Here is a 23,575-nt window from a genome sequence, read left to right as displayed (position 1 = left end):
ATGGGACGGCCCAGAATGCTGTCAGCCGCCGCTGGGGCTGGCTTCTTCGGCAGGTGCATCCGGGGTCGCCGGCAGGGCCGACGGCTGGAGGCTGTTGAGTTCGTCGGTGCTGAGACCGCCGCTCTTGTCGATATCGGCAGTGTCGAATTCGGCCTGGGTCAGGTCGGGCCAGGCCACCTGCAGCTCGACAAAGCTCAGCTCGCCATTGGCGTCGGTATCGACATCGGCAAAGCTGGTGGGTGTCTGGGCGAAGGCGGCGGTGGCGGAAAGGCCGAGGACGGCAAGGCTCAAGGCAATCTTTTGCATCAATGGCTCCAATGGAATGTGGCCTGATCGGCCGTATAAAAAGCCACCCCAGGAGGCATGGGGTGGCTTCCGGGACGCCCGGATATGTCGGGCGCGTCGAAGGCTTAGCTGGCCGGGGCAGCCGCGGCTGCGGTCAGCGCGGTATATTCGTCGGTCGAGAGCTCGCCATTGGCATCAACGTCAGCTGCCGTGAAGGCCTCTTCGGTCAGATCTGGCCAGGCAACCTGGGCTTCGGCCAGCGACACGCCGCCGCTGGCATCGGCATCGACCGTAGCGAAGTCGGTAGCGGCCTGGGCGAATGCAGCGGTCGAAAGGCCGAGCACGACGAGCGACGAAAGGATGATCTTCTTCATGGGAGGTGGGCTCCAATGTTGGGGAGATGAAAGCGGCAGCCGGTTAGCCGGTCACCGACGGGCTGCTCTCCTGCAACCCATGAGAAGGACAATGGATTGGCAATGTGTCCCGTGATGGTTCGAAAATCGGCACGCATCGGGAAATTATTGGGCAAAAAGCGGGCAGTATTTTTTGACGAAAGATAGAGTGTTATTTGCAAACACGTATTTCTTTGGCGTTTCTAGACTGAAGTATAACTGCAGGTTTGGCTTACCAATTCTGTTGCATTTTCGCCGCTGCGCCGAATTTGCCAAGTTTGTCCGCGCGGGACTTTCTTCACGCGGACGTGAACAGCCCGATACGACACTTGCATCGTGGTTAACGGCAAGTCTAACGGCCGATGAGATCAGATTTCGGGACGGACGAAATCGCCGCTCTCGCTATCCATCACCCAGAGCTCGCCGGTCGAAATGTCGAACCAGGCGCCATGCACGGCCAGCTTGCCCTGGGCCTCGAGGTCGGCCACGTAGGGGAAGGTGCGCAGATTGCGGATGGAATTGCGGATGGAGATGCGTTCGAGTGCGGTCTGACGCTCGCCCGGTGTCATCAGGTCGTTCTGGACGATCTGGTCGGGCAATTCGCCCAGCATGCTCATCCACTTGCCGATGAAGTCGCCCTTGTCGAGCGGGCTCGCTTCGGGGCTCAGCGCAGCCTTGATGCCACCACAGCGGCCATGGCCCATGATGACGATATTGGCGATGGCCAGCGCCTTGACGGCGAATTCGATGGCCGCCGAGGTGCCGTGCTGGCCGCCATCGGGCTGGTAGGTCGGCACCAGATTGGCGACGTTGCGCAGGACGAACAGTTCGCCCGGGCCGGAATCGAAGATCATTTCGGGCGCGGCGCGGCTGTCGCAGCAGGCGATGATCATGGTGGTCGGGGTCTGGCCTTCGGCCGCCAGATCCCGAATCCGGTCTTTTTCGCGTGCGTAGCGGCCGGCCATGAAATTGGCGTGGCCCTTCAGCAAATGATCAGGAAACCGATGCATGATGTCTCGATTAGCGGTAAGACGCGAGAAGATCAACTGAGGGCGCGATGCGCCCGTGCATTGGGGCTATGCATGCTTATCTACCGCTTCCTTACTGGCGAAGACGATGCCGCCTTCTGCCACCGCGTCACCAAGGCGCTCAGCGAGGGCTGGGAACTCTATGGTCCGCCGACTTATGCCTATGATGGGCACAACAAGAAAATGAAGGCTGGGCAGGCCGTGACGCGGGTCGCCAAGGACCAGCCCTATGACCCGGACAAGAAGCTGGTGGACTTTTAGAGGGCGCTTTCAGCGCGCTTGGCAAAGACCTCCCTGGCGGCGAACAGGCCATTGAGCGCCGCCGGAAAGCCGGCATAGACGGCCATCTGCATGATGATTTCGATGATCTCGTCACGGGTGAGGCCGACATTGAGGCCAGCCTCGATGTGGACCTTCAACTGTGGAGCCGCATTGCCCATCGCCGTCAGCGCGGCGATGGTTGCGATCTCCCGGGCCCGCAGGTCCAGGCCAGGGCGGTTATAGATATCGCCAAATGGGAACTCCAACACATAGGTCGCGAAGTCAGGCGCGATATCGGCAAGCGCAGCGATAACCTGCTCGCCGGCATGGCCGTCTATTGCGGCGAGGGCTCGCCGGCCGCGCTCAAGGCGACTTTCGTTGGCGTCGGGGTGGTGAAGCGTCATTGGTATTGATCCTCGGTTCGGCGCCGGCATAGCCGGCAATCTTGCTGTCGAGGACGAGAAGGTTGGCCTGGAGTTCGGCAACATGGACGCGCAGTTGCGCGCGATGCCGTTCCAGCAGTTGACGACGCTCCGCCTCCGTGCCGACGCCGCGCTCCCGCAAGGCCGCATAGCGCAGCATGTCCCGGATCGGCATGCCGGTCGTTTTCAGGCGGCCGAGGAATTCGATCCAGGTCAGGATTGATGCGTCGTAGTCACGCTGGCGCGATCGGTCGCGGTCGGCATAGGGAAGCAGCCCGATCCGCTCGTAATAGCGGATGGTGTGAGCCGACAGTCCGCACCGCTTTGCCAATTCCCCGATCTTCATCTGCACCGTTCTTTCGCCACGACACAGTTGAGGCTACGGCTTCGAGCGCACTCTAAGTCAAGCCCACATCGCCGAGGCGGGGCGGTGAGCCGTGGCGGGCTAGACCTGCGCCAGCCGCAGGGCCAGGGCCTGCAGCATTAGAATGGTCTTGGCATCGGTGATCTCGCCGCTGCCGATCATCCCGAGCGCCGCCTCGAATTGCAGTTCGAACACTTCGATATCCTCGCCTTCGCTGGCGAGGCCGCCGCCTTGGCCGACCGTTTCGCCCGGCGTGTACTCGGCCAGGTAGCAGGCGCATTTCTCGGTGACGGCGCCGGGGCTCATATAGGCGTCGAACAGAAACAGCAGATGGCGCGGCTCGTAGCCGGTTTCCTCGATGGCCTCGCGGCGGGCGGCGACAGCGGGCGGTTCGCCATCGAGCAGGCCGGCTGGGGCTTCGATCAGCCAGGCCGGGTCGCCGTTGAGATGGGGCGGCAGGCGGAACTGGCGCGTCAGGATCACCGTGCCCGGGCCGGGCGCATAGAGCAGCACGGCGGCGGCACTACCATGGTCATAGACCTCGCGGCGCACCGTCTGGCGGGTGCCGTCGCGCCTGACATGGTTCACCTGATAGTCGTCGAACCGCCCCCAGTTATGGGCCAGCTTGGTGACGCTTTCTATGCGGATGTCGTCGGTCATCGGGGCTCCCTGCGCTGCCCGAGCTATGGCCCAAACCGGCCGTGCGAACCAGTGCCGATCCTGAATGCCAGCTAAACGAGCAGTTCACGGCAGGGTGAAGTCGGCTTGGCTAGAAGGCCGCCACTCGCGGTCAAGCCATAACGGCGCCGCCCCAATTGAGGGAGTACCCCATGTCTAAGACTTTTGCTTTCGCCTTCGCTATCGCCACCCTTGCCGGCCTCGCCGCCAGCGTTCCGACCCAGGCGGCCACCCGCGCCGTCGATTTCGGCCCCACCAGCTTTGCCAACCGCTGTGCGGCGCAGGGCGGGGTCATCGCCGATGCCAGCCCCACCTTCGCCTGCCAGACCCCGGTCGTCGAAGTGGTGTGCAGCTTCGTCCGCATCAACCTGGCCCATTGCGAATGGCCGGGGATCGACAACCAGATCGCGGTCAACCGCATTATCGGCCTGCCTTCCAGCTATAGCCTCAGCTCCGGTGGCGGCGCGGGCGCTGCACTCGGTGGCGGCGGTGGTGGGTTCAAGAACGACCTGCCGCTCGACAATGGCGGCGGGGGTGGCGGCATCGACCTGCCCGACCTGCCGATCGACAATGGTGGCGGTGGCGGCGGGATCGACCTCCCCGACCTGCCGATCAGCAACTAGATCGCCGATTTCGCTAAAGCGTCTGATTGGTGAAGATGCCAGCCCTGTTCCTCCCGCGCGGAGGGGCAGGGTATTTTTCATGCGCCCCGTGCTCACTGCTTGGTGGGCAGATGGATAGCCCGCAACGCCGCCATTTGCGCCTCCGCAGCGCCCGGTCCGGCCTTGTCGCGCGCCTCGCCGGTCGCGGCCAGCGCCGGGTCGACCGGCATGTAGCTGCGGCTCCAGCGGCTGATCTGGGCGATGATGGGCAGCAGGTCGATGCCCTTTTCGGTCAGCGAATAGATCGCCTTGAGCTTGTGGCCGGGGTCTTCGGCGCGGGTGAGGATGCCGTTTTCGACCAACATGGCGAGCCGATCGGACAGGATATTGCTGGATATGCCTTCGGCCGAGGCCAGGAATTCGCGAAAATGGCGCTTACCGGCAAACATCATGTCGCGGATGATCAGCAGGGTCCATTTGTCGCCAAAGACCTCGAGGCCGAGATTGATGGGGCAGCCGGAGCGGAAGGTGTTCGATGTCATGGCTTGACTCTAGTGCATATGGTTGTAAAAAGCAATCACTTGCATTTTGCAATCATAGGAGGACGCGATGACGACATACGTGCTGATACATGGAGCTTGGGCCGGCGCCTGGGGGTGGGATAAGGTGGCCGAGCGCCTGCGGACCAAGGGGCATCGCGTGCATGCGCCGACGTTGAGCGGCCTGGGCGAACGGTCCCACCTCGCCAATCTGCCGATCACGCTGACCACCCATATCGACGACATCGTCAATGAAATGGTCTGGCACGACCTGACCGATGTGGTTCTGGTGGCCCATTCCTATGGCGGCTTTGTCGGCACGGGTGTGGCCGAGCGTGCTGCCGAGCGCATTGCGTCCATCGTCTATCTCGACGCCTTCATTCCGGAGGATGGCCAGTCCTTCGCCGACATTATGGGCGAGACGCCGGATGGCCCGGTCGTTCCCGCTCCCGAGATCGGCAATAATGAATATCCGACCGAGCAAGAGCGCATGCGCGTCGCCGCGCTGGCGACGCCACAGCCGTCAGGCACTTTCACCGAGGGCCTCAAGGTGACCGGCGCCTATCTCAAGATCGCCCGCAAAACCTATATCGTGGCCACCGGCTTCAACCACTTCGCGCCGGTCGCCGCGCCGCTGCGCAACGATCCGGCCTGGACGGTGCACGAGATGCCCTGCGGCCACGACGTGCCGCTGCTGCTGCCGGACGAACTCACCGCACTGCTGGAAAAGGCGTGAGCCTCAAGTATCCCGCGCCTCGCCTCCGATTTGACATCGTGCCGTGGCCAGAAGCTCCGGTTACCCGGAGGCGTCATGCGTAGCGGTCTCGTCTATTTCTGTGCGGGCCTGGCACTGGTCAGCCCGGCCGTAGCCCAGCCAGCAGCGGATGACTGGGTGGCGCGAAAATGCGCCATGTATCAAGCGGCATGGAGCCGGGCGCTGGCAGGGGCTGGGGCGGACACCGTCAGCGCGGCCTTTATCGCCGGCAATAACGACTTCATTGCCGGCGGCTGCGTCGAGCGCGCCAGTATCTGCCCGCAATCGCCGGTCGAGCTCGATATTGCCAACGCGCTTTCGATTGCGCTGATCAATGCCGGCGCGGCCAGCACATTCCTGCCTTTCGCGTGTCCGCATCCGGAGCCCGGCGCCGGCGGGTGGACCGGGCCGGGTCTCTAGGCAGGCCCTTACTTGTAGAGGTCGTGGTGCCGCAGCCAATCCATGCCCTCGACCTCGTTGCGGCCCTTGGGCGTGAGGTCGAGCAGGGCATAGGTGTGCATCATCACCTCCACGCCGCGACCGAAGGTGGAATAGGTGTGAAACACGTCGCCGGCCTCGTCCTTGATGAAGGTGCTGACGCCCGGCCATTCCTCGCCGGTCTCGTCCCACTCACCAAAATTGTAGTCGATATGGCCGCTGGCGATTTCCTCGGGCGTGAAGCTGACGCGGAAATCATAGTTGAACGAGGTGCCATGCGAGGACACCCAGGGGAATTGCCAGCCCATGCGCTGGCGATAGCGCTCGATCTCGGCAAGCGGGGCGCGTGAGACGGCGACCACGGTCACGTCGTGATGGCTCAGATGCAGGTTGGCGCCGTCGGTGTGATCGGCCATGAACGAGCAGCTCGGGCAGCCCTGCTTCCAGCCGGGCCCAAACATGAAATGCTGCAGCAGCAGCTGAGAGCGGCCATCGAAGAGCTCGGCCAGCGCGCGCGGGCCGTCCAGCGTGTCGAAGACATAGTCCTTGTCCATGCGGACCCAGGGCAGGGCGCGCCGCTGCTGGGCGACCTTATCGCGCAGGTGGGTGAGTTCCTTCTCGGCCTTGAGGAAATCCCGGCGGGCGGTCAGCCATTCGTCGCGTGAAACCAGAGCGTGTTGCATTGTCATTCTCCTTGGGTCTGTGGGGTGCGGCGCCAGCGGGCGGAAACCAGCCTCAGCCAGGGTGGCAGGTGAAAAAAGCCCATCAGCAGATACATCAGGGTCATGTCGCTGATCGGCCCGCTGGCCGATGCGGCAGAACAGATGGTCATGCCTGGCGGGGAAAGGACGGAGATGGCGGCCATCAGGCCGAAGACCGGCGCGGCGACCAGTCCCAGCCGTCCGGCCAGATCGGCAGGGCGTCCGGGCGATGAAACGGCCTTTGCGGTTGCGGCTGACATTGTCACGCTCGGTCCTCTCATCGGTATGCGCAGTGCTTGGCGGTTGCGATGGCAAGACCCTAGGCCGGGCAGCCGGCCTGGTGAGAGTTACATTTGTGGCGGGATTTCTGGGGTGTGCGCCTAGCGCCTACAGTTCGGCATGCATGTCGCGAAACAGGCGCGGCGCGATGCCAAAGCGGCGCTCGAAGGCCTCGGTGAGCCGGGTGGGTGGGAACAGGCCCACCTCCGTCGCGACCGCTTTCAACGACAGTCCGCGCGACAGCAGCAGGCGCGCGGTATCGAGGCGGGCGGTTTCGACGAAGCGGGCAGGTGTTTCGCCGGTCGCGGCCACGAACCGGCGATGGAAGGTGCGCTCGGTCAGGCCGGCGCGGGCCGCCAAAGCCGGCACGTCCAGCCCTGCGTCGAGATTGGACTGGATCCAGCCGATCACGTCGGCAAAGGGGCTGTCGGCCTTCACCTGCGCCTTGAGCACGGGGCTGAATTGGGACTGATAGCCAGGGCGGCGGGCATAGAGCACCAGCCGCTTGGCGACTTCCCCGGCTATCGCCGCATCCAGGTCATGCGTCACCATGGCTAGCGCCATGTCGATGCCGGTGGTAACGCCGGCCGAGGTCCAGAGCGCATCATCGACCACATAGAGGGCGTCGGGATCGACGGTGACCGTGGGAAAGGCCTGCGCAAATGGCTGGCAGGAATCCCAATGCGTCGCGACGCGGCGACCCTCGAGCAAGCCGAGCGCTGCCAGGATGAAGCCGCCCGTACAGACCGACCCGAACCGCTCCGCCTGCGCTGCCAGTTCGGGTAGCGCCGCCCGGAGGGTGGTGTCGGCCACCGCCTGCAGCAGAGGTTCACGTTCAGCGCCGGCGACCAGCATGGTCTGGGACTCAGCGGGGCGCAAATCGCCGATCGGCCGCGTCTCGATGGTGATGCCGCTGCTGCTCTCGATGCCTCCGCCGAGGGCCGAGGCGGTCACGATTTTATAGAAGTCCGGTCTGTCGCGTTTACGCAGGGCGCGATTGGCGCCGTTGAAGACCGACGCCGGTCCCGAGACGTCGAGTAGCTCGAAACCCTGATAGACGATGAAGGCGACGTGATGCATTGGCAGAAATTACCATGTCTTTGTCATTTCTGCCAGATGCCGCCACTGTTAGTTTTTCGACCGGTAGATGGAAACGCTGGAAGGGTGTCGTCATGTCGAAAGCCTGGTTCATTGGGGGCGCAGTCGCCCTCGTCATTGTTGCTTTGGCGGGGTTCGGCATCTGGGTTGCCCGCCTGCCGGCAGGGACTGAGATCGCCGAGGCGCCGCCGGTGCCGCAGCAGGAGGCCGAGGCGATGCTTGCCGCGCTGGAGCCGCCCAAGCGCGAGCGTCCGCTGGTCGCCGTGATCGGCCTCAACGACGCCACCGAGACGACCGACTACCTGATGCCGACAGGCATCCTGCGCCGCGCCGACGTGGCCGACGTGATGCTGCTGGCGACCGAAGCGGGGCCGGTGCAGCTCTATCCGGCGCTCACAGTGGAAGCGGACGCGACGATTGCGGCGTTCGACGCCGCACACCCCGAGGGCGCGGATTATGTGATCGTGCCCGCCATGAGCCGGGACGACGATCCGGCCGTGATGGCCTGGTTGCGCCGCCAGGCCGAGCAGGGGGCGACCATTATCGGCGTCTGTGCCGGCGCCAAGGTCGTCGCGGCGGCCGGACTGCTGGACGGAAAGCAGGCGACAACGCACTGGTACTATCTCGCCGAAATGCTGAAGGGCAGCCCGACCATTCGCTATGTCGCGGACCGGCGCATGGTTGCCGATGGCAGCGTGGCGACGACAACAGGCATCAGCGCTTCCATGCCGATGATGCTGACGCTGATCGAGGCGATTGCCGGACGGGAAAAGGCGGAGGCGGTCGCCTATGATCTGGGCGTCGCGCAGTGGGATGCGCGGCACGCCAGCAGCGCCTTCAGGGTCACCCGCCCGTTCGGGACGACCGTGCTCGCCAATACGCTGGCCTTCTGGAACCGCGAGAAGCTCGGCGTCCGCCTCGATCCGGGCATGGACGAGGTGTCGCTGGCGCTGGTTGCCGATGCGTGGTCGCGAACCTACCGGTCCAACGTGATGAGCTATGCGATCTCTACCGACGCGGTGGAAAGCCGGAATGGCATCCGCCTCCTTCCCGACCTGGCGGAGGCGCAATGGCCGGAAGAGCGGAACGTCCCGGCCTTCTCCGAACAGCGGCCTGCCGATGCCCTCGACCAGGCGCTCAACGCGATCACGGCGCGCTATGGTGAACCGACCACCAATGTGGTCGCCATGCAGCTGGAATATCCGCGGTGATAGCAGGACGGTAACAGATCGGGCCTATGGCTGGCACTCTCCCCTGGGTGCCAGCTTACCCGATCTCTGCGCCTCTCGCACATCAGGTGCGATATACGAACAAAGTGCGGAATGCGCCAAAAGTCTCAGCCGTGCGCTTTGATTTTGTAATCTTTGGGCGCTAGAAGTCTCGAACCATTCCAAACTGCAAGCGGCAAAACCGCCTGCCAGCGAGGCCTTATGACGGTTCGAGCCCGACCCACTTCCCCGCATCTGCAAATCTACCGCTGGACCATCACCATGGCGATGTCCATCGTCCATCGCGCCACCGGCATCGCCAATTACGTGGGCACCGTGCTGCTGGTGATCTGGCTGGGCGCTGCGGCCTGGGGGCAAGAGCCGCTCAATGTGGTCAATGCCATCTATGGCAGCTGGTTCGGCCAGCTGGTTCTGTTCGGCTACACCTGGAGCCTTATCCACCACATGCTGGGCGGCATCCGCCACTTCATCTGGGATTTCATCATCGGCATGGAGCCTGGCCAACGCGAAATGCTGGCCTGGGGCAACCTCGTCCTTTCCATCATCCTAACCCTGCTGGTCTGGACCGTTTTCGTGTGGGCCGCCTGATGCGCGAACAGATCATTACCCGCGACGTCGTCGCCAATCCCAAATCCGCCTATGGCAACAAGAAGGCGTCGACCCGCCACTTCATCACCCAGCGGCTGACCGGAGCGATCAACATCGCCTTCGTGGCTCTGCTGTTGTTCATAGTGGTGCGGCTGGCCGGGCAGGATCGCGCCGACATGCTCGCCGTAATCGGCAACTGGGCGGTCGGTATTCCGCTGGCCATACTGCTGGTGATCGTCACCGTGCATATGCGCAATGGCATGCGCGATACGCTCGAAGACTACCTCGCCGGTTCGGTCTACCGGCTCGCCATGCTGCTCAACACCTTGTTCTGCATCATCATTGCGGTGGCCGGCGTCGCCGCCATTCTCAAGCTCGTCTTCTGGGGTTAGTCGTCATGGCTCAATACGAACTCATCGACCACGAATTCGACGTGGTGGTGGTTGGCGCCGGTGGCGCGGGCCTGCGCGCCACTTTGGGCATGGCCGAGCAGGGGTTCAACACCGCCTGCATCACCAAGGTCTTCCCCACCCGTTCGCATACCGTGGCGGCGCAGGGCGGCATTGCCGCGTCCTTGCAGAATATGGGCCCCGATAGCTGGCAGTGGCACATGTACGACACCGTCAAAGGGTCGGACTGGCTGGGCGATAACGACGCCATGGAATACCTCGCCCGCGAGGCCCCGGCGGCGATCTATGAGCTCGAGCATTATGGCGTGCCGTTTTCGCGCACCACCGAGGGCAAGATTTACCAGCGCCCGTTCGGCGGCCACATGACCGAATTCGGCGAAGGCCCGCCGGTGCAGCGCACCTGCGCCGCCGCCGATCGCACCGGCCACGCCATTTTGCACACGCTTTACGGGCAGTCGCTGCGCAACAATGCCCAGTTCTATATCGAATACTTCGCGCTCGACCTGATCATGGGCGAAAATGGCGAATGCCAGGGCGTCATCGCCTGGAAGCTCGACGATGGCACGCTGCACCGCTTCCGCGCCAAGCTGGTGGTGCTGGCCACCGGCGGCTATGGGCGCTCCTATTTCTCGGCAACCTCGGCCCATACCTGCACCGGCGACGGCAATGGCATGGTGGCCCGTGCCGGCCTGCCGCTGCAGGATATGGAATTCGTGCAGTTCCACCCCACCGGCATCTACGGCGCCGGTGTGCTGATCACCGAGGGCGCGCGCGGCGAAGGCGGTTACCTCACCAATTCGGAAGGCGAGCGCTTCATGGAGCGCTATGCCCCCAATGCCAAGGACCTGGCCAGCCGCGACGTCGTCAGCCGCTGTATGACGCTCGAAATCCGCGAGGGCCGCGGCGTGGGCCCCAAGAAGGACCACATCTACCTCCACCTCGATCATCTCGATCCCAAGGTGCTGCATGAGCGCCTGCCGGGTATCACCGAGAGTGCCAAGATCTTCGCCGGCGTCGATCTGACGCGCGAGCCGATCCCGGTGCTGCCGACGGTGCACTATAATATGGGCGGCATTCCCGCCAATTATCATGGCGAAGTGCTCGACCCGACGCCTGACGATCCCGATCGTGTCGTGCCGGGCCTCATGGCCGTCGGCGAAGCCGCCTGCGCCTCGGTGCATGGCGCCAATCGCCTCGGCTCGAATTCGCTGACCGACCTCGTGGTGTTCGGCCGCGCCGCCGCCATCCGCGCCGGCGCTGTCATCGACAAGTCAGCCCCTATCCCCGGCATCAATGCGGCGCAGGACGCGAAAATCCTCGCCCGCTTCGACCGCTTGCGCAACGCCTCGGGCAACAAGCCGACGGCCGAAATCCGCGACGCCATGCAGCATACGATGCAGGAAGACGCCGCCGTGTTCCGCACCTCGGAGTCGCTGCAATCAGGCGTCAAGCGGATGAGCGAAATCTACGGCCAGCTCAAAGATGTCCGCGTCACCGACCGCTCGCTGATCTGGAATTCGGATCTGGTGGAAACGCTGGAACTGGAAAACCTGATGGCCAATGCCATGGTCACCGTGGTTTCGGCCGAAGCCCGCCACGAAAGCCGCGGCGCCCATGCGCACGAGGACTTTCCGAGCCGCGACGACGAGAACTGGCGCAAGCACACGCTGAGCTGGATCGACATCGACACCGGCGCGGTGCGGCTGGGCTACCGTCCGGTGCATGTCGATCCGCTGACGCCTTATGATCAGGGCGGGATTGACCTCAAGAAGATCGCGCCGAAGGCACGCGTGTACTAGAAAATGAAGGTCGCGATCGGGTTCACATTGGCAGCGGTTCTCAGCGTAGGTTTGGCGCCTGGTGACGAGATTCGCGCAGCTTCTGAAGCCGCGGTCGCTGGTCTGTTGGTTGGATGCTGGACGCAAGACCCCACCGAAATTGACCTTCGCTCTGAGAAGCGAGGGTACCACAATACCCACACCATCTGTTTCGAAGCGCAGGGGCAGGTGTCCATGGACACCTGGAGTTGGAGCGAGACGTCGGCTCATGCCTCAGAAGCAGTTGGGACATTTTCGTTATTTGAGCAAAAGCTGCTGCTAGATGGCAGCGAATCTGGCGACGGCTGGTTGTTTGAACGTACCAAGTTGAGTTGTGATGCTGCGGTTGGAGAAGCAAGATTGCTTCTTCAGAACTGCATTGGTTCCGGGCCATACCCTTCAGGAGCGGCCCGCCCAGATGAGGCCATCGGGCAGTTCACCTTCCAACGCCGGGCTGACTCATGAGCGATCCGGCAGGCTATTCCGGCACCCTGCTCGCGCAAAAGCTGGGGCCTAAAGATGGACAGCGGGCGCTGTTCATCGACCTGCCGGCGTCTCTGGTTGATCTGACCACCTCACGGCAGTTCGTCGAATCCACCCGCATCACCGTCCACCAGCTCAACGAAGCCGCGCCGGGTTATGACTTCGTCCACCTCTTCACCACGGCCCGCTCCGTGCTCGAAGCTCTCGCGCAGCCGCTGATGAGCCTCATCGCGCGCGATGGGATGATCTGGGTGAGCTGGCCCAAGAAGGCGGCGAAGGTGGCGACTGATATCACCGAGGATGTGATCCGCGCCGTGGTGCTGCCGATCGGGCTGGTGGATGTGAAGGTTTGTGCGGTCGATGCGACCTGGTCCGGCCTCAAGCTGGTGATCCGGAAGGAATTGAGATGAAGGTTTTTGCTGGTTTGGCACTGCTGGGTCTGATGAGCGTGCCGGCTTTTGCCGCCGCGCCGACCGAGGCGCAGAAGGCTGAGTTCTATGCGGTCTGCATGGGCATCGCCCAGGATGAGGCGCTGTGTTCGTGCAAGGCCGATGCGGCAATGACGCTGATCGACGAGCGCTTCATGGCGGTGGTGATCAAGGCGATGAAGGGCGGTTCCACTGAGCAGTCCGACGCCGTGCCCTACAATACCTACGTCGCCAAATCGAACCAGATCTGCAAGCCGAACTATTGATGATGCAGTGCCCTTGCCACATCAGCCATGTCATCCCGGCGCAGGCCGGGATCCATGCGCTGCGCCTTCCGAAGGCACTGTGGCCGGGTTGCTTCCGGACATGGATTCCGGCCTGCGCCGGAATGACCCGGTGGATGTTGATACTTTGGGCCTGACTGGCCCGCGTTGAGAAGGAAGCGACCGATGGTCGAATTGATGCTCCCCAAGGCCGATCGCCCCACCAAGGGCAAGACGTGGCCCAAGCCTGCCAATGCCAAGCGGCTGCGCGAGTATCATATCTATCGCTATGATCCCGATCAGAACGCCAATCCGCGCATCGATACCTATTTCGTCGATCTCGATGATTGCGGCCCGATGATCCTGGACGGTCTGCTCTGGATCAAGAACAAGGTCGATGCGACGCTGACGCTGCGCCGCTCCTGCCGCGAGGGCATTTGCGGCTCGTGCTCGATGAATATCAACGGGCTCAATACGCTGGCCTGTACCAAGGGCATGGATGACTCCACCGGCCCGATCAAGATCTACCCACTGCCGCATATGCCCGTGGTCAAGGATCTGGTGCCCGATCTCACCATGTTCTACGCGCAGCATCGCGCCATCGAGCCCTGGCTCAAGACGACGTCGCCGACGCCGGCGAAGGAGTGGACTCAGTCGGTACCGGAGCGCGCCAAGCTTGACGGGCTCTATGAGTGCATCCTCTGCGCCTGCTGCTCGACCTCGTGCCCGAGCTATTGGTGGAATGGCGAGAAGTATCTGGGGCCCGCCGCCCTGCTGCAAGCCTATCGCTGGCTGATCGACTCGCGCGATGAGGCCACCCAAGAACGGCTCGACGATCTCGAGGACCCGTTCAAACTCTATCGCTGCCACACCATCATGAACTGCGCCAAGGTCTGCCCCAAGGGCCTGAACCCGGCCAAGGCGATTGCCGAAATCAAGAAGATGATGGTGGAGCGCAAGGTGGCGGCCTAGGCCTTACGGTACTCTCAGTCGAGCAGGGTGGGGTATCTCTCCGCGAATGCGGTGCGTGGGAGTACCCCCACCCTTGATCCCTCCCCACAAGGGGGAGGGTGTCGACTGCAACACCAGTTTCAGCCCATCACAAACAAAACGGCGGGCCTTGGCCCGCCGTTTGCGTTCGATCGGACTAAACCTCAGACGCCTTCGCGCCGCACGATGGTGCCGGCGTCGTAGGCCGTCTTGCAGTCGCCGCTGTCATGCACAGGTCGCCTTCGCGGCAAAGCCCTTCGGGTTTACGAGGGTTGCGGCGCACGTCCGACGCCAGACATTTCCTCAGTGTCAAGCGTGGCTGCCTGATACTGCGGCCGTCCCGTGGGCCGGTAGCTCTGCATGGTGAGGCCCGCCGGGCTGGTGCGCGAGCTGAGCAACTCAAACGCCCGGTCTGGGCCGGTTTCGGGAAATAGCCGCGCGCCCTGGCCGATGACGATCGGATAGATCACTACATCGAGCTGATCGACCAGGTCGTGCGCCATCAGCCATCGGACAAGCTTGCCGCTACCCGGCACCAGCAAGGTGCCTTCATGCCGATTCTTCAGGTCACGGATGGCCTTGACGAGGTCGCCGGACAGCACGGTGGTGCCTGCCCATTGAGGATCGGTCAGCGTGCTGGATACGACATATTTGGGTCGATCATTCAACGCAGCGGCAATGGGGCTCGTGCTGGCGTCTTCGAAGGCGCCCCACGAGCGCGCAAAGATATCGTAGGTCCGCCGTCCGAACAGGAATGCATCCGCGCCGCCGTATGTCTCATCAAGATGCTGCATGCCAATGGCGTCAACGAGGGGAATGGCCCAGCCGCCGCGTTCGAAGCCGCCGCTGCGATCTTCCTCGGCGCCGCCCAGTCCCTGCATCACCCCATCGAGGGTGAGGTTGGTGGTGGTTTTCAGGTTCACGGCCTATCTCCTTGCTGTTTTCACAACCTTAAGACGCTGGGCGAGCCCGGTTCCCGACCCGCCGACCGGAAATTTCGTCTTTGAGCGCCGCGATGGTGGTCCAAATGCAAAACGGCGGGGCTCGCGCCCCGCCGTTTCAATTCGATCTAGATAGGCCTCAGACGCCTTCGCGCCGCACGATGGTGCCGGCTTCGTAGGCGGCCTTGCAGTCGGCGCTGTCATGCAGCAGGTCGCTTTCGAGCAGGGTCGCGGCAGCGCCGGGGCCTTCGAAGCGCGGGTCGTCGCACTGGTCGTCATTGGCATAGTCGGAGCTGTTATTGCCGAAGTCGATGCCCGAGCTGTCATAGGGCGCGCCCGCGGCATATTCGGGCGTATAGACGGTGCGGATGGTCACCTTGCCTTCGGCCTCCAGCGCCTTGCAGTCGGTGGCGTCGCCCATCATGTCTTCGGTCAGCAGCTTCTTGTCGACGCCTTCACCGGTGAAGCGCAGGTCGTCGCATTCGCCGTCATTGGCCCATTTGCTCCAGTCGCTGCCATAATCGAAGTCCGCGGGATCGGCGACGTCGCCGCCATTGAAGGTGGCGGTGCCGGCTTCGACGGCAGCGCGGCAATCGGTGGCGTCATGGCCGCGATCGGCATCGAGCGTTTCGCCGGCCACGCCGGTTCCCGAGAAGCGCGGATCGTCGCATTCGCCGTCATTGGCCCATTCGCTGGTGTCGTTGCCATAGTCGATGTCGCCGCTGGCGACCGTCGTGGCGTCGCCGCCGGTGAAGGTGGCGGTACCGGCTTCGACGGCGGCGCGGCAGTCGGTGGCGTCGCGGCCCTTGTCGGCATCGAGCAGTTCATCGGCCACGCCGGTGCCGGCGAAACGCGGATCATCGCATTCACCGTCATTGGCCCAGTCGCTGCTGTCGTCGCCATAGTCGATTTCGGTGCTGGCCACGGCGGTGGTGGTGTCGCCGCCATCGGTCAGGGTCACGGTACCGGCTTCGTAGGCGGCCTTGCAGTCGGTGGCGTCCTTGCGGATATCGGCGTCGAGGGTCTCGGCGGCCGAACCCGTGCCGGCAAAGCGCGGGTCGTCGCATTCGCCGTCATTGGCCCATTCGCTCGAATCATCGCCGAAGTCGATGGCGTCGATCGGGCTGGCAATGGTGATTTCGGTGGGCGAGGTGCCGTCCTTGAAGGTCACGGTGCCGGCCTCATAGGCGGCCTTGCAATCGGTGGCATCCTTGAGCGTATCGGCATCGACCAGTTCGGCGGCCGAGCCGTCGCCCTCGAAGCGCGGATCGTCGCACTCGCCGTCATTGGCCCATTCGCTGCTGTCATCGCCAAAATCGATGTCGGCGGCGCTGGTGACGGCCGCAGTGGGTGCGTCCGGTCCGTTCTTGCTGTCGAGTTTCTGGGCGAAGGCCGGGCTTGCCAGACCGGCCGCGAGAATGAGGCCCAGAGTGGCGCCGCCCAGGATTTTGTTGAATGCGTTCATAGGTTGTCCCTACCCGTATGTGTGCCGCAAGTCGTGGCCGCACATTACAGCGGCTTTGCGGCAGTCAAAAGCCTTTGCGCGAGAATCATTTGACCCGGTACCGGGCCTGCCGCTCGGCCCGGGCAAACAGCACCGATCCGGCCAGCACTAGCGCCGTGCCGATGGCATGGAAGATGGTGAAGGGTTCCGACAGCACGATGACGGCGATGATGATGGTGACGATGGGGCCGAAGGCGGCCGTCGAGGACGTCGCGCGGGCGCCGATGCGGGCCATGCCGGCATTCATCAGGAAGCTAGGCAGTACGGTGCCGAGCACCCCCAGCGCCAGGCCATAGGCCCAGATTTCCGGCGCCAGCGTCAGGTAGCTGCCCGGGCCCGATAGCACCAGGTTCTGCACGATCGCGCAGACGGCCGCCGTCGACATGCCGATGCAAGTGAACAAAGCCGAGCCGAGCACCAGCATCTGTCGCTTTGCCAGGTGCTGGTAGAGCGCGAAGGTAATGGCAGAGCCCAGCACCAGCAGCGAGCCGATCACCAGCCCGTCCGGATTAATGGCGAGATTCCAGCCGAAGATGACCACCAGGCCGCCATAGGAGACCAGCATGGCCGGCACCACGGCCCAGACCATGCGATCGCCGAAGAACCAGACGCCGAACAGCACGACGAAGAAGGGATAGGTGAACAGCACCAGCCGCTCATATTGCGCGCTGACGAAGTTGAGCCCGAGGAAATCGAGATAGCTCGAGACATAATAGCCCAGAATGCCGACCGCCATGCTGGTCAGCACAATCCTGGGTGTCAGCGCGCGCACCAACTTATCCTCGCGCCGCAGGATGGTGACCAGAATGACCAGGTAGACCGGCAGCGCCACCAGCATGCGCAGGCTCAGCAGCATTTCGGTGCTGACGCCGTGGGCGTAGGCGAGCTTGATAAAAATGCCCTTGGTCGAAAATAGGATGGCCCCGGCTACGGCAAAGGCGTAGCCGATGGGGTCATTGCCGTTCTGGGCTGCAGTGGTGGTCGTCATGAGGCGAGTTCCTGAGGAGCCCGCCTGCCAGATCACCGTCGCGCCTGAAGGCGGGCCGGTGAGACGAAGGGCTGGACGTCAGCGCTCGTTCCGGTCCCGGATGGAGCCAGAAAGCCAGATCGTAAGGAGGAGATTGGCGGACGAGTGCATTACGGTGTCGTACTGCCGGCAATATGGGACTGACAAGTCCAACATGGTGATATCCGTTCGGCACGATATTGGCCGTTCCATCGAATGGGGTATGGCGCTAACCGCGCGGATGGGCTTTGCGATAGGAGTCCAGCAGTCGGTCGGTATCGACGGCGGTATAGATCTGGGTAGTGGCGAGGCTGGCATGGCCCAGCAGTTCCTGGATGGCGCGCAGGTCGCCGCCTCGCGCCAATAAATGCGTGGCGAATGAATGCCTTAGCGCATGCGGTGTGGCCGATTGCGGCAGTCCGAGCGCACCGCGCAGTTGCGCCACCCGCATCTGGATCAGCCGCGGCGACAGCACGCCGCCCTTGACCCCGCGAAACAGCGGTTCCTCCGGCCAGGACTTGAACGGGCAGAGCTCGAGATAGAGGTCGATCGCCTTCCGCACCGCCTCGATCAGCGGCACCATGCGCACCTTGCCGCCCTTGCCGGTGACCCGGATGACCTGGCTGTCGAGGTCGCCGACGGTAACCGCCAGGGCCTCGGAAATACGCAGGCCCGCGCCGTAGCAGAGCGACAGCACCGCCATATCGCGCGCGGCGACCCAAGGCCGCTCCTCCAACTCTTCGGTGGCCGAAATGGTGCGCTTGGCCTCGATCACGGTCAGCGCCTTGGGCAGGGATTTGGGTAGTTTGGGCGTGCGGATGACGTTGAGGGCTTCGGTCGCCACCACGCCCTCGCGCTCGAGAAAACGGAAGAAGCTCTTGAGCGCCGACAGTACCCGCGCCAGCGAGCGCGAGCCTAGGCTGTCACTACGGCGCTGGGCCATGAAGGCGCGGATATCGGCGCCGCGCAGTTCCTTAAGCGTGCCGAGGGTTACGGGGCCGCCAGCATGGCCGGCCAGGAATTGCAGGAACTGATCAAGGTCGCGGGAATAGGCTTCGAGCGTATTGGCAGCAAGGCGCCGCACCGAGCCCAGCTCGCGTTGCCAGGCGCCGATCTGGGCGCGGATGAATTCATCGGTAGCGAAGGCGGAATCGACCATTAACGTAGTCTCACTCCCTATGGTAAACCCATCCTTAACCCCGGCCAGCCATGGTTATTCCCGACCAGAAGGGGCTAGGGATGACCAGATCGATACCAGCATTCGGCGTGAGCCTCGTGGCTTTGGCCACGATGACGCCTGCAGCGGTTGCGCAGTCCACTGACTTCTGGGGCAATTCCCAGCCCGCCACCTACGCCACGCCTGATGACACCGTGCGCCTCGATGTGGGCATCGGCGCCGCCTATATCGAGGGCAATGAGAAGGTGATGAGCGGCGACTACACTGTCAGCCACCTGATCTGGCAGAGCAAGGTCCCGGTACTGCGGGGTAGCATCGCCATAGATGTCGGCTCCGGCTTCAGCGTGCGGGCCGAAGGCAGTGTCGCCGCTTTCGGCACCAGCTATATGGAAGACTACGACTGGCTGAAGGGTGACGACACCTTCGACAACTGGTCGCATCGCAGCCAGCATCCCGACACCAATCTCGACCACTATTTCACCGGCGCCGCGGCGTTCGGCTATGAACTGGTCAATGACGAGACCGCCGTCGTGCGGGCGCATGCCGGCTTCAAATATACCGACGTCAAGTGGAGCGCCTATGGCGGCAGCTATTCCTATAGCAGCGCCGGCGGTTTCCGCGACCTCAACGGCACCTTTCCCGATGGCGTGCCCGGCATCAGCTACCGGCAGCAGTTTCCCGAGCTGTTCCTCGGCTTTGACGGCGAAGAGCGGTATGGCAATGTGCGTCTGGGCGGGCTGTTGCGGGGCGGCGTGACCTTCCTGTCGGTCGCCACCGACGACCACTGGATGCGTGATCTGCATTTCGTGGATTCGCTCTATGTAGCGCCGACCTTTACCGCCGGCGCCGATGTGGGCTTTGCGCTCAGCCCCAATGTCGAGGTGACGCTGGCCGCGCGATACGATCATATTTTCGAACAGCGCGGCGATACCGAGATCTACAATATTCCCAGCGGCAATCTGCTCGCCAGCAATCCCGACACGGCCGCCGGCGCCTTGCGCAGCGCCGAGATCACGGCTGGCTTGCACGGTTCATTCTGAGCTCGCGGGGCCGGCCTAGCCGGCAGGTGCGACGCGGGCATCAGCGGCAACGCGGGGTGAAGTCGGGCCATTGGCTGGGCGGCAGGCCCACATCGCGATAGAGGCGCGAGGGCAATTCCTGCCCGCGCCGCTGCCGCCGCAAGGCGGATTGCAGCAATTGGTAAAGGCTGGCCCGCTCGGCGATGGCAACCAGGTCGTCGGTTGCCGGCAGGCGATCGATCATCTGTGTCATGTCATCCTCCTGTGCTTGGAGAGACATCCTGCGCCCAGCCCCTGACAGGGTCTGTCAGCAGGCAAATGGCTCCGGCCGAAACCAGCCCTGTGGCTTGCTTGCATCACTTCGCGGGCCAGTCGCCTCAGGGCGCTACACGCTGGTGTGAGCGGTCTTTCGCGTGAGGCGCAGCCGCGTTAAGGCGGGTCCATGACGCGTCTCATGAGCATTTTTGCCCTTGTTGTGGCCATAGTGGCCCTGAGCGCGCCCAGTGTCTCGCTTGGCATGGGCGTGACCGGACCAGTGTGGTCGGTTGGCGAAACGCAAGTCTCCAAAGCGGCTCCGGCCAAGGTGCTGAGCTGCAAGTCGCTGGGCGGCAAGCGAGTCTTGCCCTGCCATCCCGATCTGGGCGTCATCACCGGTCCCCTGCCGGTGGCCGAGCCGCCGACAGACTATCGGCCGGGCCGCAATGCGGGCCTGCCGCCGCTGGCGGCGCAGGCGCCCGAGGCCGAACTGCCGCCGCCACGACACGGCTGATCCACGGTCTCTCCTTCACCCTTCCCTGTCCTCGGCCACCGGGCCGATCATCCGAGTATTGTTATGACCAGTCTTGCCCTTGGCCGCCGCCAGTTCCTGGCCGGCGCCGCCAGTCTTTCCGCCCTCGTCCTTGCGGGTTGCGCGACCACCACCCCGCAGCGCGTCGCCAGTGCCGTCCCGGCGGAAGTGCGCCACCCGGTGCCGCTCGACGTGCAGCTGATGTACGCCGCTGTCCCCACCGAGCAATTCCCGCTGCGCGCCGCCGACATGTCGCTGGTCGATCCGATCTATTGGCGGCAGGAGGTTGCTGATCCAAGCGGCGAAAAGCCGGGAACCGTCATTGTCGATACGCCCAATCGCTTCCTCTATCACGTCGGCCAGAATGGCATGGCCACCCGCTATGGCGTCGGCATCGGTCGCGACGGCTATGCCTGGTCGGGCCGCGCCCACATCGCCTATAAGCGCGAATGGCCGACCTGGACGCCTCCGTCCGAAATGATCGATCGCCAGCCCGAGCTGGAGCAATATCGGCGCGGCATGCCGCCAAGCATCGACAATCCGCTGGGCGCGCGCACGCTCTATATCCATCAGGGCAATGTCGACACGATCTACCGCATTCACGGCAATCCCGACGAGCGTTCGATCGGCAAAGCGGTGTCCAGCGGCTGCGTGCGCCTGCTGCAGCAGGACATCATCCACCTCTATGACAATGTCAAAAGCGGTTCGACGCTGGTGGTGATCTGAACGCCGGGTCGCAGAATCACTGCGCGATGCCTATGTTGCGCAGTGAACAGAACGGGCACAGATGGAAGACCGTCCCGACATCGTTGCCGTCATGGTGGGGGTCGCCGTCGAGGCGCCCTACAGCTATCGTGTGCCCGCCGGAATGCAGGTCACGCGCGGCTCGATCGTGGCCGTGCCACTGGGGCCAAGGCTGACGCTGGGTGTGGTCTGGGGTCCGCCCAAGGATATGGTGGCGCATAACCGGCTGCGCGATATCGCCGTGGCCTATGATGTGCCGCCGCTCAGCGAGGAATTGCTGAAGCTGGTCGACTGGGTCGCCCGCTATACGCTGGCGGCGCCGGGCCAAGTTTTGCGGGCAGTGCTGCGCTCTACCGAGGCGCTCGATACGCCGAAGCCGGTAGTGGCGTTTCGCCGTACCGGGCATGAACCGGAAAAGCTGACGCCGGCGCGGTTGCGGGTGCTTGACGCGCTGATGGACGACATGGCCTGGCCCAAGGCGGCGCTGGTTGGCGCGACCGGGGTTTCGCCGTCTGTCATTGAGGGACTGGAGCGGGCAGGGGCGATCGAACGGCTCGAAATGCCGGCACCGCCCGTGGTGCTGCCGCCCGACCCGGATGGCGCCGTGGCGACACTGTCGGTGGCCCAGCAACAGGCTCTGGATGAGATCACCGCGCTCGATCCGCATCAGTTCGGCGTGGCCTTGCTCGATGGCGTCACCGGCGGCGGCAAGACCGAGGTCTTTTTCGAGGCGGTGGCCGATACCTTGCGGGTGGGGCGGCAGGCGCTGATCCTGCTGCCGGAAATTGCCCTAACCAATACGTTCATCTCCCGCTTCACCAAGCGGTTTGGCACCAGGCCGGCCGAGTGGCATTCCGACATGACGCCGGCACAACGGGCGAAGGTGTGGCGCGGGGTGCTCGATGGCACGGTGCGGGCGGTGGTCGGCGCGCGCTCGGCGCTGTTCCTGCCGTTTCGCGAACTTGGCATGTTGGTGCTCGATGAGGAGCATGACGGGGCTTACAAGCAGGCCGATGGCATTACCTACCACGCTCGCGACATGGCGGTGGTGCGGGCGCATCTCAGCAACGCCCGCGTGATCCTCTCGTCGGCGACGCCGTCGGTCGAAACGCGCAACAATGCCAATAGCGGGCGCTACGCGCATGTGCTGCTGACCAGCCGCTTCGCCGAAGCGGCAATGCCCAATATCACGGCCATCGACATGCGGATCGACGGTCCCGAAAAAGGCCAATGGATCGCGCCGCAACTGGCGCGCGAGGTGTTTGGGGCGCTCGACAGGGGCGAGCAGGCGCTGCTGTTTCTCAACCGCCGCGGTTATGCCCCGCTGACGCTGTGCCGGTCGTGCGGGCATCAGTATCAATGCCCGGACTGTTCGGCCTGGATGGTGGAGCACCGCTTCCGCGGCGTGTTGATGTGCCACCATTGCGGGCACGAAATCCGTACGCCCAAGGCGTGTGGCGAGTGTGGCGAGGTCGATGCGCTGATCGCCGTCGGGCCGGGGATCGAGCGAGTCGCCGAAGAGGCGGCGGCGCGGTTTCCGGATGCGCGCCGGGTGATCCTGTCTTCGGACATGGGCAGCAATGCGCAATTGCGCGAGCGATTCTCCGAGATCGAGCGTGGGGAATTCGATCTCATTATCGGCACACAGCTGGTGTCCAAGGGACACCACTTCGAGAAGCTGTCGGTGGTCGGCGTGCTCGATGCCGATCTGGGACTGGCGCATGGCGATCCACGGGCGGCGGAAAAGACCTTCCAGATCCTGACCCAGGTGGCCGGCCGTGCCGGCCGCGCCTCCAAGACCGGCAAGGCTTTCCTCCAGACCTATCATCCCGATCACCCTGTCATGCGCGCCATGGTGACCGGCGATCGTGAGGCCTTCTACGCCCACGAATTGACGGCGCGCGAAGCGGGTGGCCTGCCGCCCTTCGGTCGGCTTGCGGCGCTGATCGTCTCGGCCAACGAGCATCCGGTGGCGATGGGATATGCCAAGAAGCTGCTGTCAGCCGCGCCGATGGCCGATGGAGTCCGCCTGTTTGGCCCGGCCGACGCGCCGATCGCCATGGTGCGCGGCCGGCATCGCGTGCGCCTGCTGGCCCAATCGGGCAAGGATTTCGATCTTTCCGGCTATGTGCGATTCTGGCTCGGTTCGGCCGAGAAGGTGACGGGCAATCTGCGCGTGCAGGTCGACATCGATCCAATGAGCTTCATGTAGCCAGGATGCGGGTTGGTGGCTTCCCTTCGCCGCCATTCGAGCGCTCATGGCCTTCTCACCTCAAATCGCTTCACTGGAGCGATTTGAGGTGAGGGACGGTACCCGCCACTCGAGCACAGCTCTCGCGGCCTCCTTG

General features: G+C 63.8%; 31 protein-coding genes. 16 read left to right on the top strand and 15 right to left on the bottom strand.

Features of this window, described 5'->3' with window-relative positions; all coding sequences use genetic code 11:
* Positions 1–21 precede the first annotated feature (21 nt).
* The 3 genes from MF606_RS20255 to MF606_RS20245 form a co-directional block, all read right to left on the bottom strand.
* On the bottom strand, positions 22–306 hold the full coding sequence (locus tag MF606_RS20255) for an EF-hand domain-containing protein (RefSeq protein ID WP_240231130.1): 285 nt from the start codon (positions 304–306) through the stop codon (positions 22–24).
* A gap of 104 nt (positions 307–410) precedes the next feature.
* Positions 411–659 (bottom strand): EF-hand domain-containing protein, encoded by a 249-nt coding sequence (locus MF606_RS20250; RefSeq protein WP_240231129.1) that lies wholly within the window; start codon positions 657–659, stop codon positions 411–413.
* A gap of 386 nt (positions 660–1,045) precedes the next feature.
* Positions 1,046–1,687, bottom strand: a complete 642-nt coding sequence (locus MF606_RS20245) for a carbonic anhydrase (protein ID WP_240231128.1) — start codon at positions 1,685–1,687, stop codon at positions 1,046–1,048.
* Positions 1,688–1,759: 72 nt separating this feature from the next.
* On the opposite strand from MF606_RS20245, the gene MF606_RS20240 reads away from it, so the two are divergent.
* The gene (locus MF606_RS20240) at positions 1,760–1,966 is read left to right on the top strand and encodes a DUF1737 domain-containing protein (protein WP_240231127.1); all 207 of its coding nucleotides are present in this window, start codon (positions 1,760–1,762) and stop codon (positions 1,964–1,966) included.
* Here the strand turns inward: MF606_RS20240 and MF606_RS20235 are convergent.
* From MF606_RS20235 to MF606_RS20225, 3 genes are all read right to left on the bottom strand, one after another.
* Positions 1,963–2,370 (bottom strand): carboxymuconolactone decarboxylase family protein, encoded by a 408-nt coding sequence (locus MF606_RS20235; RefSeq protein ID WP_240231126.1) that lies wholly within the window; start codon positions 2,368–2,370, stop codon positions 1,963–1,965. The genes MF606_RS20240 and MF606_RS20235 overlap by 4 nt on opposite strands.
* Positions 2,330–2,734: a MerR family transcriptional regulator gene (locus MF606_RS20230; protein WP_240233900.1), complete on the bottom strand. Its 405-nt coding sequence runs from the start codon at positions 2,732–2,734 to the stop codon at positions 2,330–2,332. The genes MF606_RS20235 and MF606_RS20230 overlap by 41 nt, the downstream gene beginning before the upstream one ends.
* Positions 2,735–2,833: 99 nt before the next feature.
* Entirely contained in the window at positions 2,834–3,412 is a 579-nt protein-coding gene (locus tag MF606_RS20225; RefSeq protein ID WP_240231125.1) for an NUDIX domain-containing protein, read from the bottom strand.
* 170 nt (positions 3,413–3,582) lie between these two features.
* On the opposite strand from MF606_RS20225, the gene MF606_RS20220 reads away from it, so the two are divergent.
* A complete protein-coding gene (locus MF606_RS20220) occupies positions 3,583–4,053 on the top strand; it encodes a hypothetical protein (RefSeq protein WP_240231124.1) in 471 nt (156 codons plus the stop codon).
* 92 nt (positions 4,054–4,145) lie between these two features.
* Here the strand turns inward: MF606_RS20220 and MF606_RS20215 are convergent, their stop codons facing one another.
* A complete protein-coding gene (locus MF606_RS20215) occupies positions 4,146–4,574 on the bottom strand; it encodes a winged helix-turn-helix transcriptional regulator (RefSeq protein WP_240231123.1) in 429 nt (142 codons plus the stop codon).
* A gap of 67 nt (positions 4,575–4,641) precedes the next feature.
* Between MF606_RS20215 and MF606_RS20210 the strand changes: the two genes are divergently transcribed.
* Together MF606_RS20210 and MF606_RS20205 are read left to right on the top strand one after the other, a co-directional pair.
* Positions 4,642–5,307 carry an alpha/beta fold hydrolase gene (locus MF606_RS20210; RefSeq protein ID WP_240231122.1) on the top strand — a complete coding sequence of 222 codons (666 nt, stop codon included), beginning with the start codon at positions 4,642–4,644 and terminating at the stop codon, positions 5,305–5,307.
* Between the two features lie 75 nt (positions 5,308–5,382).
* Complete coding sequence (locus tag MF606_RS20205; protein WP_240231121.1) at positions 5,383–5,745, top strand: hypothetical protein; 363 nt, start codon at positions 5,383–5,385, stop codon at positions 5,743–5,745.
* 8 nt (positions 5,746–5,753) lie between these two features.
* Here the strand turns inward: MF606_RS20205 and MF606_RS20200 are convergent, their stop codons facing one another.
* The 3 genes from MF606_RS20200 to MF606_RS20190 all read right to left on the bottom strand — a co-directional run bounded on the left by MF606_RS20200 (position 5,754) and on the right by MF606_RS20190 (position 7,823).
* A complete protein-coding gene (locus tag MF606_RS20200) occupies positions 5,754–6,446 on the bottom strand; it encodes a DUF899 domain-containing protein (protein WP_240231120.1) in 693 nt (230 codons plus the stop codon).
* A gap of 2 nt (positions 6,447–6,448) precedes the next feature.
* On the bottom strand, positions 6,449–6,724 hold the full coding sequence (locus tag MF606_RS20195) for a hypothetical protein (RefSeq protein WP_240231119.1): 276 nt from the start codon (positions 6,722–6,724) through the stop codon (positions 6,449–6,451).
* 127 nt (positions 6,725–6,851) lie between these two features.
* Entirely contained in the window at positions 6,852–7,823 is a 972-nt protein-coding gene (locus MF606_RS20190; RefSeq protein WP_240231118.1) for a GlxA family transcriptional regulator, read from the bottom strand.
* Positions 7,824–7,915: 92 nt separating this feature from the next.
* On the opposite strand from MF606_RS20190, the gene MF606_RS20185 reads away from it, so the two are divergent.
* From MF606_RS20185 to MF606_RS20150, 8 genes are all read left to right on the top strand, one after another.
* Complete coding sequence (locus MF606_RS20185; RefSeq protein WP_240233899.1) at positions 7,916–9,052, top strand: DJ-1/PfpI family protein; 1,137 nt, start codon at positions 7,916–7,918, stop codon at positions 9,050–9,052.
* Positions 9,053–9,271: 219 nt separating this feature from the next.
* The gene (gene sdhC / locus MF606_RS20180; RefSeq protein WP_240231117.1) at positions 9,272–9,658 is read left to right on the top strand and encodes a succinate dehydrogenase, cytochrome b556 subunit; all 387 of its coding nucleotides are present in this window, start codon (positions 9,272–9,274) and stop codon (positions 9,656–9,658) included.
* Positions 9,658–10,050 carry a succinate dehydrogenase, hydrophobic membrane anchor protein gene (gene sdhD, locus MF606_RS20175; RefSeq protein WP_240231116.1) on the top strand — a complete coding sequence of 131 codons (393 nt, stop codon included), beginning with the start codon at positions 9,658–9,660 and terminating at the stop codon, positions 10,048–10,050. Before sdhC ends, sdhD begins: the two co-directional genes overlap by 1 nt.
* A 5-nt stretch (positions 10,051–10,055) precedes the next feature.
* Positions 10,056–11,867, top strand: coding sequence for a succinate dehydrogenase flavoprotein subunit (sdhA, locus tag MF606_RS20170; RefSeq protein WP_240231115.1), 1,812 nt, complete (start codon positions 10,056–10,058; stop codon positions 11,865–11,867).
* A 3-nt stretch (positions 11,868–11,870) separates the two neighbouring features.
* Positions 11,871–12,350, top strand: a complete 480-nt coding sequence (locus tag MF606_RS20165) for a hypothetical protein (RefSeq protein WP_240231114.1) — start codon at positions 11,871–11,873, stop codon at positions 12,348–12,350.
* Positions 12,347–12,778 carry a DUF3052 domain-containing protein gene (locus MF606_RS20160; RefSeq protein WP_240231113.1) on the top strand — a complete coding sequence of 144 codons (432 nt, stop codon included), beginning with the start codon at positions 12,347–12,349 and terminating at the stop codon, positions 12,776–12,778. Before MF606_RS20165 ends, MF606_RS20160 begins: the two co-directional genes overlap by 4 nt.
* On the top strand, positions 12,775–13,062 hold the full coding sequence (locus MF606_RS20155; protein ID WP_240231112.1) for a hypothetical protein: 288 nt from the start codon (positions 12,775–12,777) through the stop codon (positions 13,060–13,062). The genes MF606_RS20160 and MF606_RS20155 overlap by 4 nt, the downstream gene beginning before the upstream one ends.
* Before the next feature lie 183 nt (positions 13,063–13,245).
* Complete coding sequence (locus tag MF606_RS20150) at positions 13,246–14,031, top strand: succinate dehydrogenase iron-sulfur subunit (protein WP_240231111.1); 786 nt, start codon at positions 13,246–13,248, stop codon at positions 14,029–14,031.
* A gap of 281 nt (positions 14,032–14,312) precedes the next feature.
* On the opposite strand, the gene MF606_RS20145 is transcribed toward MF606_RS20150, so the two are convergent.
* From MF606_RS20145 to MF606_RS20130, 4 genes are all read right to left on the bottom strand, one after another.
* Positions 14,313–14,972: a dihydrofolate reductase family protein gene (locus tag MF606_RS20145; RefSeq protein ID WP_240231110.1), complete on the bottom strand. Its 660-nt coding sequence runs from the start codon at positions 14,970–14,972 to the stop codon at positions 14,313–14,315.
* Positions 14,973–15,129: 157 nt separating this feature from the next.
* Positions 15,130–16,455, bottom strand: coding sequence for a hypothetical protein (locus tag MF606_RS20140; RefSeq protein WP_240231109.1), 1,326 nt, complete (start codon positions 16,453–16,455; stop codon positions 15,130–15,132).
* A gap of 85 nt (positions 16,456–16,540) precedes the next feature.
* Complete coding sequence (locus tag MF606_RS20135) at positions 16,541–17,482, bottom strand: DMT family transporter (protein ID WP_240231108.1); 942 nt, start codon at positions 17,480–17,482, stop codon at positions 16,541–16,543.
* A gap of 247 nt (positions 17,483–17,729) precedes the next feature.
* Complete coding sequence (locus MF606_RS20130; RefSeq protein ID WP_240231107.1) at positions 17,730–18,659, bottom strand: tyrosine recombinase XerC; 930 nt, start codon at positions 18,657–18,659, stop codon at positions 17,730–17,732.
* An 80-nt stretch (positions 18,660–18,739) separates the two neighbouring features.
* Here MF606_RS20130 and MF606_RS20125 point away from each other — a divergent pair, with 80 nt between their 5' ends.
* Positions 18,740–19,717, top strand: a complete 978-nt coding sequence (locus MF606_RS20125) for an omptin family outer membrane protease (protein ID WP_240231106.1) — start codon at positions 18,740–18,742, stop codon at positions 19,715–19,717.
* Between the two features lie 40 nt (positions 19,718–19,757).
* On the opposite strand, the gene MF606_RS20120 is transcribed toward MF606_RS20125, so the two are convergent.
* Positions 19,758–19,949 carry a hypothetical protein gene (locus MF606_RS20120; protein WP_240231105.1) on the bottom strand — a complete coding sequence of 64 codons (192 nt, stop codon included), beginning with the start codon at positions 19,947–19,949 and terminating at the stop codon, positions 19,758–19,760.
* A 201-nt stretch (positions 19,950–20,150) separates the two neighbouring features.
* Here MF606_RS20120 and MF606_RS20115 point away from each other — a divergent pair, with 201 nt between their 5' ends.
* From MF606_RS20115 to MF606_RS20105, 3 genes are all read left to right on the top strand, one after another.
* On the top strand, positions 20,151–20,465 hold the full coding sequence (locus MF606_RS20115; RefSeq protein ID WP_240231104.1) for a hypothetical protein: 315 nt from the start codon (positions 20,151–20,153) through the stop codon (positions 20,463–20,465).
* Between the two features lie 63 nt (positions 20,466–20,528).
* Positions 20,529–21,209 (top strand): L,D-transpeptidase, encoded by a 681-nt coding sequence (locus tag MF606_RS20110; protein ID WP_240231103.1) that lies wholly within the window; start codon positions 20,529–20,531, stop codon positions 21,207–21,209.
* Positions 21,210–21,270: 61 nt separating this feature from the next.
* Positions 21,271–23,439, top strand: coding sequence for a primosomal protein N' (locus tag MF606_RS20105; RefSeq protein ID WP_240231102.1), 2,169 nt, complete (start codon positions 21,271–21,273; stop codon positions 23,437–23,439).
* Positions 23,440–23,575 lie beyond the last annotated feature (136 nt).

The organism is Devosia lacusdianchii, from assembly GCF_022429625.1.
In the GTDB taxonomy this organism is placed as follows: Bacteria; Pseudomonadota; Alphaproteobacteria; order Rhizobiales; family Devosiaceae; genus Devosia; species Devosia lacusdianchii.
This window is presented reverse-complemented; position numbering and strand designations above follow the sequence as displayed.